This window comes from Streptomyces pyxinae (assembly GCF_024756275.1).
In the GTDB taxonomy this organism is placed as follows: Bacteria; Actinomycetota; Actinomycetes; order Streptomycetales; family Streptomycetaceae; genus Streptomyces; species Streptomyces pyxinae.
In genome coordinates this window covers 56,588-71,359 of record NZ_JANUGQ010000027.1, presented here as the reverse complement: position 1 = coordinate 71,359, position 14,772 = coordinate 56,588, and the positions used below count along the sequence as shown (strand labels likewise).

Annotated in this window: 15 protein-coding genes; 6 read left to right on the top strand and 9 right to left on the bottom strand. The window is 70.1% G+C overall.

The annotated features are described in order from the left end of the window. Positions 1–155 precede the first annotated feature (155 nt). Positions 156–911: a class I SAM-dependent methyltransferase gene (locus NX801_RS25235; protein ID WP_258790196.1), complete on the bottom strand. Its 756-nt coding sequence runs from the start codon at positions 909–911 to the stop codon at positions 156–158. 342 nt (positions 912–1,253) lie between these two features. Between NX801_RS25235 and NX801_RS25230 the strand changes: the two genes are divergently transcribed. From NX801_RS25230 to NX801_RS25220, 3 genes are all read left to right on the top strand, one after another. Then, positions 1,254–2,000 (top strand): DUF4232 domain-containing protein, encoded by a 747-nt coding sequence (locus tag NX801_RS25230; RefSeq protein ID WP_258790195.1) that lies wholly within the window; start codon positions 1,254–1,256, stop codon positions 1,998–2,000. Between the two features lie 401 nt (positions 2,001–2,401). Next, on the top strand, positions 2,402–2,671 hold the full coding sequence (locus tag NX801_RS25225) for a hypothetical protein (protein ID WP_258790194.1): 270 nt from the start codon (positions 2,402–2,404) through the stop codon (positions 2,669–2,671). Continuing rightward, positions 2,668–3,111 carry an NUDIX hydrolase gene (locus NX801_RS25220; RefSeq protein ID WP_258790193.1) on the top strand — a complete coding sequence of 148 codons (444 nt, stop codon included), beginning with the start codon at positions 2,668–2,670 and terminating at the stop codon, positions 3,109–3,111. Before NX801_RS25225 ends, NX801_RS25220 begins: the two co-directional genes overlap by 4 nt. A gap of 1,144 nt (positions 3,112–4,255) precedes the next feature. Here the strand turns inward: NX801_RS25220 and NX801_RS25215 are convergent. Together NX801_RS25215 and NX801_RS25210 are read right to left on the bottom strand one after the other, a co-directional pair. After that, the gene (locus NX801_RS25215) at positions 4,256–4,759 is read right to left on the bottom strand and encodes a hypothetical protein (RefSeq protein WP_258790192.1); all 504 of its coding nucleotides are present in this window, start codon (positions 4,757–4,759) and stop codon (positions 4,256–4,258) included. A 466-nt stretch (positions 4,760–5,225) separates the two neighbouring features. Further along, on the bottom strand, positions 5,226–6,266 hold the full coding sequence (locus NX801_RS25210; protein WP_258790191.1) for a hypothetical protein: 1,041 nt from the start codon (positions 6,264–6,266) through the stop codon (positions 5,226–5,228). Between the two features lie 138 nt (positions 6,267–6,404). On the opposite strand from NX801_RS25210, the gene NX801_RS25205 reads away from it, so the two are divergent. The 3 genes from NX801_RS25205 (at position 6,405) to NX801_RS25195 (ending at position 7,565) form a co-directional block, all read left to right on the top strand. Beyond that, positions 6,405–6,710 (top strand): helix-turn-helix domain-containing protein, encoded by a 306-nt coding sequence (locus NX801_RS25205; RefSeq protein ID WP_258790190.1) that lies wholly within the window; start codon positions 6,405–6,407, stop codon positions 6,708–6,710. Beyond that, positions 6,673–7,227, top strand: a complete 555-nt coding sequence (locus NX801_RS25200; protein WP_309505891.1) for an ImmA/IrrE family metallo-endopeptidase — start codon at positions 6,673–6,675, stop codon at positions 7,225–7,227. The genes NX801_RS25205 and NX801_RS25200 overlap by 38 nt, the downstream gene beginning before the upstream one ends. Before the next feature lie 134 nt (positions 7,228–7,361). Continuing rightward, on the top strand, positions 7,362–7,565 hold the full coding sequence (locus tag NX801_RS25195) for a hypothetical protein (RefSeq protein ID WP_258790189.1): 204 nt from the start codon (positions 7,362–7,364) through the stop codon (positions 7,563–7,565). Positions 7,566–7,641: 76 nt separating this feature from the next. On the opposite strand, the gene NX801_RS25190 is transcribed toward NX801_RS25195, so the two are convergent. From NX801_RS25190 to NX801_RS25165, 6 genes are all read right to left on the bottom strand, one after another. Beyond that, complete coding sequence (locus tag NX801_RS25190; RefSeq protein ID WP_258790188.1) at positions 7,642–7,968, bottom strand: MazG-like family protein; 327 nt, start codon at positions 7,966–7,968, stop codon at positions 7,642–7,644. A 32-nt stretch (positions 7,969–8,000) separates the two neighbouring features. Next, on the bottom strand, positions 8,001–9,323 hold the full coding sequence (locus NX801_RS25185; protein ID WP_258790187.1) for a UDP-glucose dehydrogenase family protein: 1,323 nt from the start codon (positions 9,321–9,323) through the stop codon (positions 8,001–8,003). Positions 9,324–9,429: 106 nt separating this feature from the next. Then, entirely contained in the window at positions 9,430–10,662 is a 1,233-nt protein-coding gene (locus tag NX801_RS25180; RefSeq protein ID WP_258790210.1) for an SIR2 family protein, read from the bottom strand. 415 nt (positions 10,663–11,077) lie between these two features. Beyond that, positions 11,078–11,524, bottom strand: a complete 447-nt coding sequence (locus NX801_RS25175; RefSeq protein WP_258790186.1) for a hypothetical protein — start codon at positions 11,522–11,524, stop codon at positions 11,078–11,080. Positions 11,525–11,600: 76 nt separating this feature from the next. After that, positions 11,601–12,830: a helix-turn-helix domain-containing protein gene (locus NX801_RS25170; protein ID WP_258790185.1), complete on the bottom strand. Its 1,230-nt coding sequence runs from the start codon at positions 12,828–12,830 to the stop codon at positions 11,601–11,603. Between the two features lie 231 nt (positions 12,831–13,061). Continuing rightward, positions 13,062–14,768 (bottom strand): relaxase/mobilization nuclease domain-containing protein, encoded by a 1,707-nt coding sequence (locus tag NX801_RS25165; RefSeq protein ID WP_258790184.1) that lies wholly within the window; start codon positions 14,766–14,768, stop codon positions 13,062–13,064. Between the last annotated feature and the right edge of the window lie 4 nt (positions 14,769–14,772).

The following is a 14,772-nucleotide window of genomic DNA, read 5'->3' as shown; positions in this document are numbered from 1 at the left end:
AGCACCACTACGAACCAGTACCCCGCGCCCGGCACCCACGGCGAAGAGGAACCGGCAGAAGCCCCCGCCCCCTCACCGGTGAGAACCGGCAGAAATCCCCCACCCACCGCAGCACAGAACAGCCCAGAACAGCCCAGAAGAACCGGCAAGGGGCCTCACCGCACGGCCAGAAAGAGCCGGCAGCGGTACGCGATCCCCAGCCCGCCGTTCTCCGCATGGGCGCCCACCAGGTCCGCCGGCCGGCCGGTCATCGCCTCCCCGTGTGCGGCGAGGCCCCGCCGCACCTGGGTGGACGACCTGGCGAAGCCGAGGAAGTCCCCGCCATCGGCAGCGTCCAGTCGACCGTGAGCGTCTCCACCGCCCCGCCGGCCGGTCGGAACTCGGCGCTCAGCTCGGCGGCGACGTCGAACGCCCGGTAGTCCCGGCGGTAGCCCGGACCACACTCCTCCAGCAAGCTCTCGTAGGCGCCCATGAACGGACTCGACCGTTGGTCCCGGTCGTTCTCGCATGACCGCCGGCACCCCGCCCGGCCGGAGGCACCGCCGGGCCGCGCGCCGAAACCGGGGCCGGTCCATCCACTGGTACGCCTGGGCCACGACGACCAGATCGATGTCCGCGCTCCCTTCGAGGTACGGCTCCGCCGCGCCGACGGTCCACGTCACCCCGGGAAACTTGGCCCGCCCGGCGGCGACCATGTCACCGGAGACGTCGACCGCCTCGTACCGGCACTCCGGGCCGAGCAGTGGCACCAGCCCCTCCAGCGCGATCCCGGTGCCCGCCCCGGCGTCCACGACGCGCCGCCGCCCGTGGCGCGGCACCCGGCGGGCGATCTCCCGCACCAGCGCCTCCGGATAGCGCGGCCGGTGCCGCTCGTACTCCTCCGCCAGTCCGTCGAACTTCTGCCGCTCCATCACTCTTCCCGCCCTCCGTCCCGCGCCCCGTCGATCCTCTCCGACTCTCCGAAGACCCGCCCTGGCATCTCCCCGTCCCGCGAGGCCGTTCCAGGTGACTGCCGTTCCCCCAGGTCAGTGCCGCTCTCACCGTTCCAGCGTCCCTTCCTCCCGCGGATCGATTGCCCTCCGCCGCGCTGCCCGCCGAAGCTGTTGTCAGCACCGCCGGACCGGGAGACGCCATGCGAGCCCGCTGCTCCGCAGGCGATGTCATCGCCTGCATCGTGCTGATCATCTGCGTCGCCACCGTGATCGCGCTGATCAACCGTTACTGAGCCCACCACTACGGGGAGTCGATCCACCATGCCCAGCTTCCGCACCCGCGCCACCGTCGCCACCACCACCGCCCTGCTCGCGGCGCTCGCCCTGACGGCCTGCCAGAACGACGACCAGGGAACCGACCCGGGCGCGCCCGCCGCCTCCGCCGGCGAGCAGAACGGCGGCACCACCACGGGGGCCGCCAACGCGCCGAGCGCCCCGTCCGCCACCGGCGACTCGACCGATGGCAACGGCGCCCGGAACAGCTCCACCGGCGGCTCCTCCACCGGCTCTGGCTCCGGTTCCGGCTCTGGCTCCGGAGCCGTCTCCAGCTCCGGCACGAACGCCCCCAAGGGCTCCGAGGACAGCTCGGCCGGCGCCTGCTCCGGCGCCAACAGCAAGGTCACCGTCACCACGGCCAGCCGCCCGATCAACCATCTGCTGCTCACCGTCACCAACACCGGCTCCACGGCCTGCGACGCCTACTCCGCGCCCCTGCTCGGCTTCGACGGCGACCAGTCCGTCACCCGGATCATCGAGGACAGCAAGCCGCAGTCGGTCCGCACCCTGGCCCCCGGCGAGTCCGCCTACGCCGGCATCACCCTCACCGGCGAGCCGGGCGGTGACACCCACGGCGGCATCGTGAAGAAGCTGCGTGTCAACTTCGCCGGCCGCGACGGCGGCTCCACCGGCAGCCCCGTCACCCTGACGCTCCCCAAGGACACCTTCAAGGACGACAACGCCGCCGTCACCTACTGGCAGTCCTCCGTCTCCGACGCCCTCGAGTACTGACAACCCGGCGGACACCGCCGGCGGAGCCACCGGGACCTCAGAGCGCCCCGCCCGGCGGTGCGCCCTGCCGTCGTGGAGAAGCAACGGGGCACGCTACGGCGACCCACGCCTGCCCTGGGTGCGCGCCCACCAACTCCTGATGAGGCTAGGCTCATCGACTTCCGCGTGATCGACGGGATCGGCCTGGAGGATCCGGACGGATGAGCCCCATCCGGTGACCGCCCGTGTCCGAAGGCTGGGCGACCAAGGGCAGCCAGTTCGTCGCCGGGGGCCGGCGGCGCGGTTTCATGCTTTGCCGGACGCCGAGCAGGCCCAGGCATCGCCCCTCGCCGGCGTCCCCGAGCCGTTCGTGCTCGCGCTGAACCGGGCACATCCTGCTGCCCGGCCTGGCCGTGATCCTCATGGCCGACCCCGAGGCCATCGCCGTCCGGCTCGCCGAGCGCGGCAAGCGTCATCGGTTCCATGACCATCCGTCGGGCCCGGCCCGCGAGGTCGATCTCTACCGCGACGCCGCGCAGACTCTGCTGGCCCTCGGCGTCGAGGTGCTCGTGCTCGACTCCACCATGTCCACCCCCACGGGTGTAGCGAAGCGAATCGCCGACGCCGCCCCTACCCCCGGGGGTAGCGTCAGCAGCCCCACCACACCCGACGACTCCACGGTGAACTCATGACCCCAATGCCCGCGACCCCTGTGATCGACACGCATGTGATTCTGCGTGACGGCGACAAGGTGCTGCTGTCGCAGCGCGGGGGCCCGTACGGATACGGACGGTGGCACGCCCCCTCGGGCAAGCTGGACGCCGGCGAGCCGCTCACCGTCGGCGCCGCCCGCGAGCTGAACGAAGAGACCGGCGTCGAGGTCGACCCCGAGCACCTGCGGCTCGTACACGTCGTGCACCACAAGCAGGACGCCGGGACCGAGCGCATCGGACTGTTCTTCCTCGCCACCAGGTGGGCGGGCGAGCCGGTCAACCGCGAGCCCGAGAAGTGCCTCGACCTGCGGTGGTGGTCCGTGCACGAGCTGCCCGAGGACATCATCGAGTACCCCGAGGCCGGGCTGCTCGGCTACCTCGAGGGCGGCGAGCCGCTCACCGAACACGGCTGGTCATAGAGCACAGTCGACCGCTGCGTCTCCGCCCGTCGGCGTGCCCTTCGTTCAGGCCCGGCGGGCGGAGCGCGTTCACGTCAGGCGGCGTCTCCTGTCACCTGCTCGGCACGAAGTGGCCCAAGCGCAAGAGCTGCAAGCACGGCACGTATGGCATCCGAGGAATCCCGACCGCCGAGAACGCCGCCCGCCGCGAGCGGATCGCCCGCCGCAAGGCGACCACGCGCGGCCGACCACTCCCGCCGAGCGAGATCGGATCGCTGAGATGCCCCCATTCCGCAAGGTCACGGGGCCACCACGATGCAGAGCCCGGCGGACGCCGCGCACCGCGTGGAACGGGGCGGTCCGGCAGCAGGTCATCACGTTCGACCCGGCGGAGTCCGTCGAGCTCACCTCGGTGCCCCGTCCCGAACCCGTACTGCGGACGGACACCCGGGTGAAACAGTGGCGCGAGGCCGGCGCCGTCCCGGGCCTTGTTCGTGGAGCTCGGCCAGAAAGCTCGCCGACGACGCGGCGAACCTCGTACCCCGGACCCCGGTCCGGGCCGAAACCGCCTCGCCGCGCTTCGGGCACGCCTCGGGCACGCAGACGCCCCGAAGGGCCGTCAGACGCACTGTGGCCCGACCGGGAAACCTCGGTCGGGCCACAGAACAAACAGGTCAGAAGGACGGTGATGATTCTCCGACCGGTAGGCCGTGTGGGACTCGAACCCACAACCAACGGATTAAAAGTCCTGGTCAGGGCCGGGTGGCTAGTGCCGACCGATGTCGCTCCGTCCGGAACGGCCTGGTCGGACGGGCTGTCCGGTGCCGCGCGATCCGGACGAAACCGGGCTGTGCCGGAGCGTCCGCTCACGCATCGCTCACGCACGGACGGCGCTGCGGCCCACCGTCGACGCCGGCCCTGCGAGGCACCCCATCGGATGAATCCAGCGTCTGGAGTCCGGCACCACGCTCATGGGCATGATGGTCCGCGCCGGTCGATCCTCGGGGAAGGCTGCGGTGACCACCAGCACTCTAGCGAGGAGATGCATCTGAGTGCGGTGAGCATTGGCGCGCGAGTGTGAACACGGCGGATCCAAGCCAGTCAGAGTTAGATCGGCCCCAAGGTGTGCAGGCAGGGACGGGACAGCATCCCTGCTTTGCCTTCGTTATCGGAGATGACGACGCATTGCAGTGATGCAAGCTGTCTTCGCAGCGTTCGATCTGTTTCGGGAGTATGCCGTGCCTAAGTTCATGCCACTGTCGGATGTGATTGGCGGCTGAAGCCATGCCACGCTCATTTGAACGCCAGCCTCGGCCCGCGCAGTGGCAACGAGCGTGGCGTACGGCCCAGCTACCGACGACGCTTCGATCTGTAGCCACGCCTGATGGAACGCCATGCGTGCCAGGATGGAACTGACCTCGTCGGTCAACTCCCGACGTGCTTCTGGTAGGTCAGGTCGCCGGCGTATGCGGTACGGCATCTCCAGGTACTCCTCCACCGCAGTCAGGGCTTCGGCGAAGGTCTTGGACCGTCTCTCTCTTCTTGCTGCGCGCTGGTTGAGGGTGTAGGTGACGTAAACACCGAGTAGCGCGATGACAGGAACAATCAGGGCAGTGGTCTGCGCCCATGACCAGCCGCTCGACGCCGTCGTGGCCGAGACGATCTCCACGCACTACCCCCAGGCAGACCGTGCGGTGCATCTCTCACCAGCCACCGGCCACCCTGGGCTCCTCCAGTGAGGCGCCAGTAGTGCTCAAGAAACAGGTGCGTACGAACGACCTCGATGAGGTCGAGAAGCCCGTTCTCGCTTGTCCACCGGTGCTCCTCAGGATCGTACGGGTGCCAGAGGCAAAGAGCATCGTCCTGCGGGTACCGGTGCTTCGACGCTGCGCCCGGATTCGCGTGTACGCGAGGGAAGTCACTCGGCTGAAGCCCGTAGGTGTCGTACGGAGGGTGCTCGAAGAAGCTGATCCGCACGTCGAGAGGCCGTGCTCCCACCACGTCCAGTTCCTTGACCTCGTAGATCAATCGCCCTGCTGCGTAGGTGTGTCGAAGCGCCCCGCCGAAACGGTGGCGCGCCTCTCGTTCCAGAGGAGCCCACCACGCCGGCTGCACCCCGTACCAGAGGCCCATGATTACGGCGCCCAGGCACGGGTCGAGGTGACCCTCGGAGTTACGAGGCCGAGCCCGGACGCGGCGCTTCCGGTCATAGCCACACTCTGCACCAGACGCGCGGCCTCTTCTTCGGCGGCGGCTTCTGCGTCAGCGGGATCGATGTCGGGGATGATTTCCGGCAGCACCTGGTGGAGTGCGTGCTGGGCGCTGAGCGGGCGTCCTGCCGTCTCGTGGTCGATAGCGAGGTCGATGTAGTTCTTGGCGGTTCGCAGACGCTTGCACACGTCCGTGATCGGCAAGCCGAGAGGGATGTCTCCCGCTACGCCTGCCGGGTCGGGGGTAGGGCCTTCTTCGAGCTGTTCTGTGCCGTACGTGAAGAAGAGCTGCAGCGCTTCGATCAGGGTCATGGGTGTGTCGATGCATCCCAGAGCCAGCGCCTTGATGTTCCAGGAGCAGAGAGGCTTGCTGTGGGTCGAGTTCCAGTGCTTGAGCAGCCTCACGACCCGAGCGAAGACCAGGTTCGTGTCCTTGATGGCCTTGTGCACCATCAGGGTATGACTGACCGGATCGGCTCTATCCCACCTTGCTGCGATCTTGTTGTTGGGGATGTACAGACCCACACCGGTGGGATGAGGGATGGCTGTCATGACGTCAGCCGTGAAGTCCTGCTGCCCCTTGGTCACCGGGGCACCGAAGCGTACGAGTACTGCACGCCGCCGGCCGACCACCTCGACCGTGAGGTTGGGGAACTCGTCTTCCAGGTCGGCGCGGATCGCATCGCGCGCTCGCTCCATCAGTGACAGAGCATCTTTCCCCTCGGGTCCGTAGCCTTCCGCGTCGGCAGAAGCCAGGATGACTCCGAGGTCGACGTCGGTCAGGGGCGTGTTCGCGTCGCCGTGCGCCACGCTGCCGTTGAAGTAGCAGGTCGACCCCGGAAAGGCGCGCCTCATGCAGGCGGTCAGCAAGCTGCGGCGGCGCTTTGCCTCCGTGAGCTCATCGTCTGTCACCTGAATCTTGCGGCGGCCCTCATTGAGCAGGGTCTCTAGAGGCTTCTTCTGCATCAGGACTCCCTTCCTTGTGCTTCCTGCCCCAAGGGATGCCCTAGGTTCCAGTTTGCCAAACCACTCCCACCTTCCAGTTTCACAAACATGGTTTGGGAGGCTGGAAGGTGGGGTGTCAGTGCTCCAGGATGGGAACTCATGAGCTATTTCTATGAACGCTTTGGAGACCGTGTTCGACGGGCCCGCACTGCCTGCGGGATGAATCAACAGGTTCTGGGGGAGGCTGTAGGGCTCAACCGGACGTCGATCAGCAACATTGAGAAGGGGCGTCAGCGAGTCGCACTCCACATGCTCTACGAATTCGCCGCAGCCTTGCGTGTGGAGCCGGAAGAGCTTCTACCGACTCCCGGGGATCAGTCAGACATCCTGGACGCGGTGCCGGAAGACGCACGCTCGTGGGCGCAGGATGTGCTCGCGAACGCTGAGGAGGAAGATCGTGGCTAGACGAGCCGAAGCTCGCGCGGCTCAATTGCTTGCTGACTGCGGAGTATTTTCACCCCCAGTCAACGTCGAGCAGCTCGTCAGACAGCAGGGCGCGATGGTCTCTAAGAGCTCTTTTAGAGACGGTGACGTGTCAGGGATGTTGCTCCGACGCGAGGGACAGTCGCCAGTGATCGGGGTCAACGACTCCCAGCCACTCCTTCGTCAGCGCTTCACCATCGCTCATGAACTAGGGCATCTTCTACTGCACCCGGGGCGTGAGGTCGTCCTAGACCGACCTGTTCGGATCAACTTGCGTGACGGGTTGTCCAGCACGGCGACGGATCGTGAAGAGATTGAGGCGAACGCCTTCGCTGCGAGTCTCCTGATGCCGGCCGACATGGTGCGCGAACAGCTCATGCTCCTCCCTGTCGCGATCAGACAGGACCCCGACCGATGCACAGTTGCACTCGCCGAACGGTTCGAGGTCAGTACATCGGCAATGGGGTTCCGCCTGATCAACCTAGGGCTGGTCAGCTGAGAGGGTGGCATGGCATCGGTCTCTCGGCCGTTCAGGCGGATGAGAGAGGCGAGGTCAACCCGAAGCTACTGGGCGCGCTACCTCCGAATCTTTGATCTCTTCAAGCCGGTTCCATGATGCTCCCGAGCCGTTTCGTGAGCGGCTACTTGCTGCCCACCGAAAGCAATCCCATGACCGGCCTGAGCGCCTTCGGCCACGCCGGTCGCAGCGGCTTCCTCGCCTTCGCTGATCCCGACCACGGCCTTGCCTTCGGCTACGCCATGAACCGCATCATCAGTGTGTCCGACGACGCATGCGCGACAACACTGATCGAAGCGGTCCGGGAGTCAGTGGCGTAAGCACTGACTCCAAGTCCGCGGTGAGCGGTGACCAACCCTTCGCGGGGCTTGGTCACCGCTCACCGTTCACGAGAGGTCAGGCCGCAGCCGCCTCCCGCCCCCTGCGCGTCCGCCGGTGGAAGATCTCGTCGAAGGTGGCGCGGGCGCCCGTGGGGTCGATGTAGTGCATGGCCAGGAGGGCGGCGATGACGGCGCCGACGAGGTCGTTCTGGACCTCGGGCCAGGCGTGGTCGTCGCCGCAGGTGGTGAGGCCCTTCAGGCCGTGGAGGGCGTGCATGGCCTCGCCGGCCTCCTCGGCGACCTTGCCGACCTGGAGGCTCTTGAGTTCCTCGTCGGGCAGGTGGGCGCCGGCCGCTCGGCAGACGGCGGAGAGCTTCTCGATGTCGTCCCACAGGGTGTCCACGGCGGACCTCCGGTCGATGGTCGATAGGGCGGTTATTGCTGGGCGGGGCGTCCGAGCTGGCGTACGGTCCATCCGGCCATGCGCCAGGCGTCGGCGTCGATGAGGTTGCGGAGGTCGACGAGGACCGGGTCCGCGACCAAGGGGGCGAGGGCCTTGGGGTCGGCCTCGCGGAAGTGGGGCCACTCGGTGGCCAGGACGATCAGCTCGGCGTCCCGGACGGAGTCGTCGAGGGTGTCGGCGTAGTCGAGTTCGGGGTTGCGGCGCAGCGCGGCGTGCACGGCGTGCGGGTCGTGGACGGTGACGGTGGCGCCGCGCTGGTGCATTAGGGCGGCCACCGCCAGGGCGGGGGATTCGCGGACGTCGTCGGTGCCGGCCTTGAAGGAGGCGCCCCAGACGGTGACGCGGACGCCGTCGACCGGCCGTCCGAGGGTCTGCTCGATGAGCTTCAGGGCGGCGGTGGGGCGGGATTCGTTGACCTCTTCGGCGGCCCGCAGGAGGGTCGCGGCCTCGGTGGCGCCGAGGGTGCGGGCGGAGGCGGTGAAGGCGCGGACGTCCTTGGGGAGGCAGCCGCCGCCGTAGCCGGGTCCGGCGTTCAGGCCGCCGCGGCCGATGCGCGGGTCGAGGCCGATGGCCTCGGTGAGCTGCTGGACGTCGGCTCCGGCCGCGGCGCACATGTCGGCGACGCCGTTGATGAAGGAGATCTTCATGCCGAGGTAGGCGTTGGCGGCGCCCTTGATGAGTTCGGCGGTGGCGGGGTCGGTGACGAACAGCGGGATGCCGTTGGCCAGGAGCGGTGCGTAGACCTCGCGTACGGCGTCTTCGGCGCGGGGCGAGGGGACGCCGACGACGATTCGATCGGGGCGCAGGGTGTCGTCGATGGCGTGGCCCTCGCGCAGGAACTCGGGGTTCCAGACGACCTCCACCTCCTCGCCGGCCGGGGAGAGCCGGGCGAGGAGGGCGGCCAGGTCGCGGGTGGTGCCGACGGTGACCGTCGACTTGCCGATGATGACGGTCGGGCGGGTCAGGTGCGGGGCGAGGGCGCGGGCGGCGCCGAAGACTTGGCCGGTGTCGTAGCTCCGTCCGTCGGCGTCGATCGGGGTGCCCACGGCGAGGAAGTGGACGTCGGCGAACTCGGCGGCCTCGGCCAGGCTTGTGGTGAAGCGCAGCCTCCCGGAGGCGGTGTGGGCGGCGAGGAGTTCGGGCAGCCCCTCCTCGTAGATGGGGCTCTCGCCTGTGTTGAGACGGTCGATCCTTGCCTGGTCCAGGTCCACGCCGATGACCTCGTGGCCGATCTCGGCCATGGCAGCGGCGTGCGGGATGCCCAGGTGGCCGCAGCCGATGACGGATACGCGCATGGGGCCGACGCTCCTTTCCCTGTTCTCGCCCGCCCGGGGAGTCCGGGCCGGCCGGATGCGTCACGCTAGCGCCCGCACCCGGCGCGACCCTCTTCGTGCAGGTGAATCAACCTGCCTGCTGCTTCAGGAGGTTGACGAGCGCGGGCAGCGCCTCGGCGGCGGTCGCCCGGCACACCAGGTCACCGTCCTGGGGCCCCTCCAGCGGGTACGGCAGGAACGCGCCGTCGTGCCAGAACCCCTCCGGGTCCAGGTAGACGACCTTCATGCCGCGTTCGCGGGCGCGGGCCTGGACCCTGCGCCGGTCCGCGTGCAGGCCGACCACCAGGAGGGCCTTGGCGCCGTCGACCCACTCCACGTCGGGCACGGCCTGGTCGTAGCGGCGCATGAAGCACTCGTCGAGCCCGGCGCGGGCGGCCAGGACGTCGAAGTTGTGGGTGATGACCGGCCCGACGAGGTGACCGGCGTCCTTCAGTTCCCTCAGCGCCCACAGGGCCAGGGTCGGCTCGGCCAGGAAGCAGGCTCGGAACATCTCCACGAACTCCGCCGTCTTCTCCTCCGGCTCGGTCAGCACCTCGTGCAGCAGGTTGTCCGCGGCCGGGGAGAGGGTGAAGCGGTGCTCGCGCGGCTCGTGGCCCTGCCGGTCGGTGACCCGGTAGATCTCGTGGAGCCGGTGCAGGGGCGGGATGCTGGCCTCGACCGACGTACCGCAGCCGATCTCCACCTGGAACGGCCGCAGGTCCGCGAGCACGGACAGGTCCGGTATCCGCGTGGCCGTCCCTGGCCGGTCCTTGACCCGGATCCCGGTGGACAGCACGTTCCACGGGAGCTGCCGGACCGAGGGCGGGGGCGCGTACGCGGCGGAGGTGATCCGTACGTCGAGCGTCCGGTAGCCGCCCGGGAGCGCGCGTCCGGCGGCGGCGTCCTGCGGGTGGACGTCGTGCTCGGTGATCCGGCACCTCAGGTCCCGCCGCGTCCAGCAGGCACCGCCCGGCGCCGTCTTCCAGCCGCCGACGGCGAGCGAGGCCCGCAGGGCGTCGTGGTGGGCGGTGATCTCCCCGGCCGGGGCGGACGCGGAGTGGTAGAGGTACAGGTCGGTCAGGCCGATCGCCGGGGCGGCGGTCGTCGGCACCAGGCCGTACCGGTACCGGTAGTGGATGATCCGCCGCCGGGCGTCCCCGGAGCCCGCCCAGCCGGACTGGCCGGCGGTGGCCTTCTCCTGGGTGCGGCGCCAGATGCCCTCCTCGACGTAGCGGGGGCGGTCGGCGTCGCCGAAGTACGCCTTCCAGATCTGCTGCTGATCGGGGTCGAGCTGGTCGACGACGATGTACGGGATGTCCACGAACCCTCCCTGGGGAATCACGCGTGGATGTTCCAGGACCGTGCGAGAGGTACGAGCCGCCCCGCCCCCGGCAGCCGAAGCCACGGGGCCGCACGGGAGCGGGGCGGTTTCCTGCGCGCCGCCCGGACGGGAGGGCGGCGGGGAAGGCTCCGGCGGCCGGGCACGGGAGGCGGCTCGGGCGCCGGAGCGGTCTCAGTGGCCGAAGGCGCGTCTCAGCGGCCGGGGGCAAGGTGGGGCAGGCTCACGTCCGGAGCCGCGACGGCGGGCCGGTGGCTCATGTCGTCAACGAGCTGGACGGCCTGGTCGCGAAGGGCCCAGGCCGGCCCCACCAGACCGGCGAGGGCCAGGAACGCGAGCGCGAACCGGTCACTCCGTACGGGGGTGGCAGACCGCGCCTGACGGCGACGGGTCCCGCTCACGAGGTGCCGCCCAGCGCGTTCTCGTGCGCGTCGAGAAGACGGCTGGTCTGCGCGTACAGCCTCTCCAGCTCCACCGAGGTGAGGACGAGGGCCGCCTCGCAGGTCGAGCCGTCCTCGAAGTGGAACTCGACGGGCACCGAGCCCTGGCGGGCGCGCGGGTCGTAGATCGCGTCCCGGCCGGGCATCAGCGTCGCGTGGGTGGCCCGCGCCGGCACCGGGCGCAGCGTCGTGCCGTCCGCCGGCGCGGTCCAGGCGGGCCCGCCGCCGGGCGGCCGCAGGTGGTAGGTCGTGGCGGAGCCCTCGCCCGGCAGCGCGACGACGACGCCGACACGGCCGCCCCGGGCGGTGTCGGCGGCGAGGTCTCCGAGCTGAGGGAGGAAGGGAGCCGCTGTCCCTAACTCGGCTCCCTGCGAGGGGAGATGGGGAAGAAGTCGTCCGGTCATGCTCCGAAGGTAGGGACGGGAGAGCCCCTGAATATGAGCCGGAGGAATACGACCCTGGTCCGCCCCCCGCTCGCCCCTATCCGTCCAGGTGGAAGCGGTCGGACATGCGCCGAAGCTTCTCGCGCGTGGCGGTCCGCTCGGCGTAGACGATGCCGCGGAGCGTCGAACGGGCGATGGGGTGGTTCCGTACGAGCTGGGGCGCGATCCGCTCGGCCCGCTCCAGCTCGCCGAGGGCCTTGTCCCGGTTGCCGTCCCACAGCCACGCGCGCGCGATGTCCATGTGGTGATGCCCCTGGCGGGAGTGGGGCAGCGCCCCGACCAGCTCGGGGCTGGTGCGCCGGTTGATCTCAAGCGCCTTGCCCTGCTCGCCCATCTCCAGGGCGACGCTGATCGCGTGGATCTGCACGTTCCCGGCGGAGAACGTCAGCGAGTGCCGGTCGTACACCGGCGCCCCGGCGTACGTGTCCATCCGCTCGGCGGCGTCCTTCGCGTACCCGATCCGGTCCTCCGCCTCCGAGGCGCGTCCGGCACGGGCAGCCGAGACCGCCGCCCGGAGCTGGAGGGTCCCCCAGGCCCGTACGGCCAGCGGATCGCCCTGCTCGTACGCCTGCTGCACCGACCCGATCGCCTTGTCCGAGAGCGTCAGCGCGTCCGCCCAGTCGGCCGTGGCCCACATGTCCCAGACCCGCATCCAGTCCGCCACCGCTGGCAGCACCGGGTCCCCGGACAACCGCGCCGACCACGCGGCCCGCTCGCAGGCCATCGCCACCAGCTCGGGGTGACCGAGGGAGTGGGCGGCGGTGTGGGCGAACTTGCAGCACACCGCGTAGATCGCGTACGCCTCCTCCCGCCCGTGCCCCTCCGACACCTCCGCCAGGGCCCGAGCCTCGCGGAACAGGTCGGGCAGGATGCGGAGGATCGCCACGTTGGAGGCGGTGTCCCGCAGCCGGTGCAGCCGCGTCACCTTCCGCCACAACTGCGGCGCCGGCCGGGGCGTGCCGTCGAAGACGGGGGCGAGGTCGTAGCGGCGCAGCTCGCGCAGGATCGAGGAGGCGGCGACCTGCCACTGGTTGTCGTCCGGGGAGCTGCTGTACGGGCGCCCGATCAGGTCGTTCGGATGGACGTGCAGCTCGGCAGCCACCTGGTTGAGCAGCCCGACCCGGTCCAGCTCGATCAGGCCCCGCTCCATCTTCGACACCCAGCCCTGCGACTTCCCCAGGGCCGCCGCCAGGTCGGCCTGCGGCATCCCGAGCCGCAGCCTCGCCCTGCGAACGCGCCGGCCGATCTCCTCGGCTTCCTCCAGCATCAGGACACCTCCCCAACCGCCGGACGTCCGTGCGGGGTGCGCCGGTCTGTCCGTGCAGAGTTCGTCATCAGCACGGTACCGAGGACACTGCGTGCGCGTGAGGGAGTTGCCGAGCCGACGGTCCGGGCCCAGGCTCCCTACCCCCAGGACCCGCCTTGTTCCCTGAGGGAACAAGGCGGGTGTTCCTTGAGGGAACGCCTTCGTTGTTCCCTCGGGGAACATGCGGGCCGGTCAACGCCGTCGTACGTGTGGCTGCTGCGGTGCAGTGGCCGGTGCGGCCGCCGACGGGTGGGCCGGAGTGCCGGGGCGGCGGGTGGTGCTGCGGGCCATGGCTGCTTGGGCGCGGGGGCTGGGGGTGTGGCGTTGGCCGAGGCGGTGGATGCGCCAGGTCAGGGTGCGGGCGGGGTTGCGGGCGTCGTCGAGGGTGCGTTGGCCGAGGGCCTGGTCGAGGAGGGTGGCCGGGTTGTGGCCGGTGGTTTCCGCGTCGGCGAGGACGGTGGCGAGGGCGTCCCAGGCGGGGTCTTTCAGGATGCGGTCGGCGTGCTCGGGGACGGTCTGCTGAAGATGGCGGGCGTAGCGGTGTGTGGTCTGGGCACCGGGGGTGCGGCGGGCGAGGCCGTCCAGGACGGGGGCGGCGACGTGGGCGTAGGCGGCCTGGAGGTGGGTGAGGGTCTGTTCGGCGGCGGCTTCCTGCTGGGCGTGCTGGTGGGTTTGGTGCCAGTGCCGGGCGAAGGCCACGGCGATGAGGACGGCGTCCAGCAGCATCGCCAGCCCGGCCCCGTCGCGCGTTGTGGCGGGGGTGAGCAGGATGGTCTGGATGCTGCGGTGCAGGACGCGGGTGCTGTCGAGGTCGGCGGTGATGCGGGAGCGGGTGGCGCGCTCGAAGAGGGCGGCGGCTCGTTCGAGTTCCCGTTTCGCCTCGGCCGGTGCGGTCAGCGGGAGCAGGTCGAGGGCTTCTCCGAGGACGACGAGCTGGCCCTGGGCGGTGTGGTCGCTGCTGTGGGTGAGGTGGTCGGGGATGCGTTCGGTGGCGGCGGTGGCCTGGTGCCAGGGGTCGGCCGGCCGCGCGGTGACGGGTTCGGGGCTGGTGGTGGTGAGGCGGTGGCGGATCTTGGGCAGGGAGAGGTCGCCGGCGAGGGTGGAGCCGGAGAACCAGACCGGTTCGCCGTGTTTGTTGAGGTCGCCGGGCAGGGCGACGCTGTAGCCGAGGGTGTCGCCGGACGGTCCGGTCCTGGGCCGCACGGTCACGCCGGTCGCGTCCAGCAGGGCGAAGAACTCCGTCTCGGTGGAGGCTGCGGCCACCGCGCGGCGGACGCGCCGGCGCAGGATCTCGCGGGTGGTGGTGTCCTGGCCCTGGCGTTTGGCCTTGAAGTGCTCCTTGCTGGTGGGGCGTTTGGCGGCGGTGCCGTCGCCGGGCTTGAGCCGGCGCAGGCCGAAGTCGGTCTCGATCTTGCGGGCTTCGCGCTGGACGGCGCGGATGTCGTGGTCGCGGCGGGGGCGGCGGCCGTCCTGGCGGACGAGGGTGGCGGCGATGTGGATGTGGTCGTCGGCGTGGCGGACGGCGACCCAGCGGCAGGCTTCCTCGTCGCCTTCGGGGGCGATGCCGGCGGCGGCCACGATCCGGCGGGCGATGTCCGCCCACTGGGCGTCACTCAGGATCGGGTCCTCGGGTGCGGCGCGGACCGGGCAGTGCCACACCGTGGTGGCTGGGGCCTTGTCGCCGAGCATGTTCACGGGCTGGTCGAGCTGCGCGGCGAGCTGGTCCTCGACCTGTTTGGGGTTGCGGTGGGGGCTGCGGCCGGGATCGGGGGCGAAGCCGTTCCAGGACGCCACCAGGTGAGGGTCGGTGTGCTCGTTGGCGGAGCCGGGCCCGTAGAGGTAGCCGATGAGGCGGCGGGTGGCGCGGGACCCCTTGCCGAGGATGATCTTCGGTATCACGCGG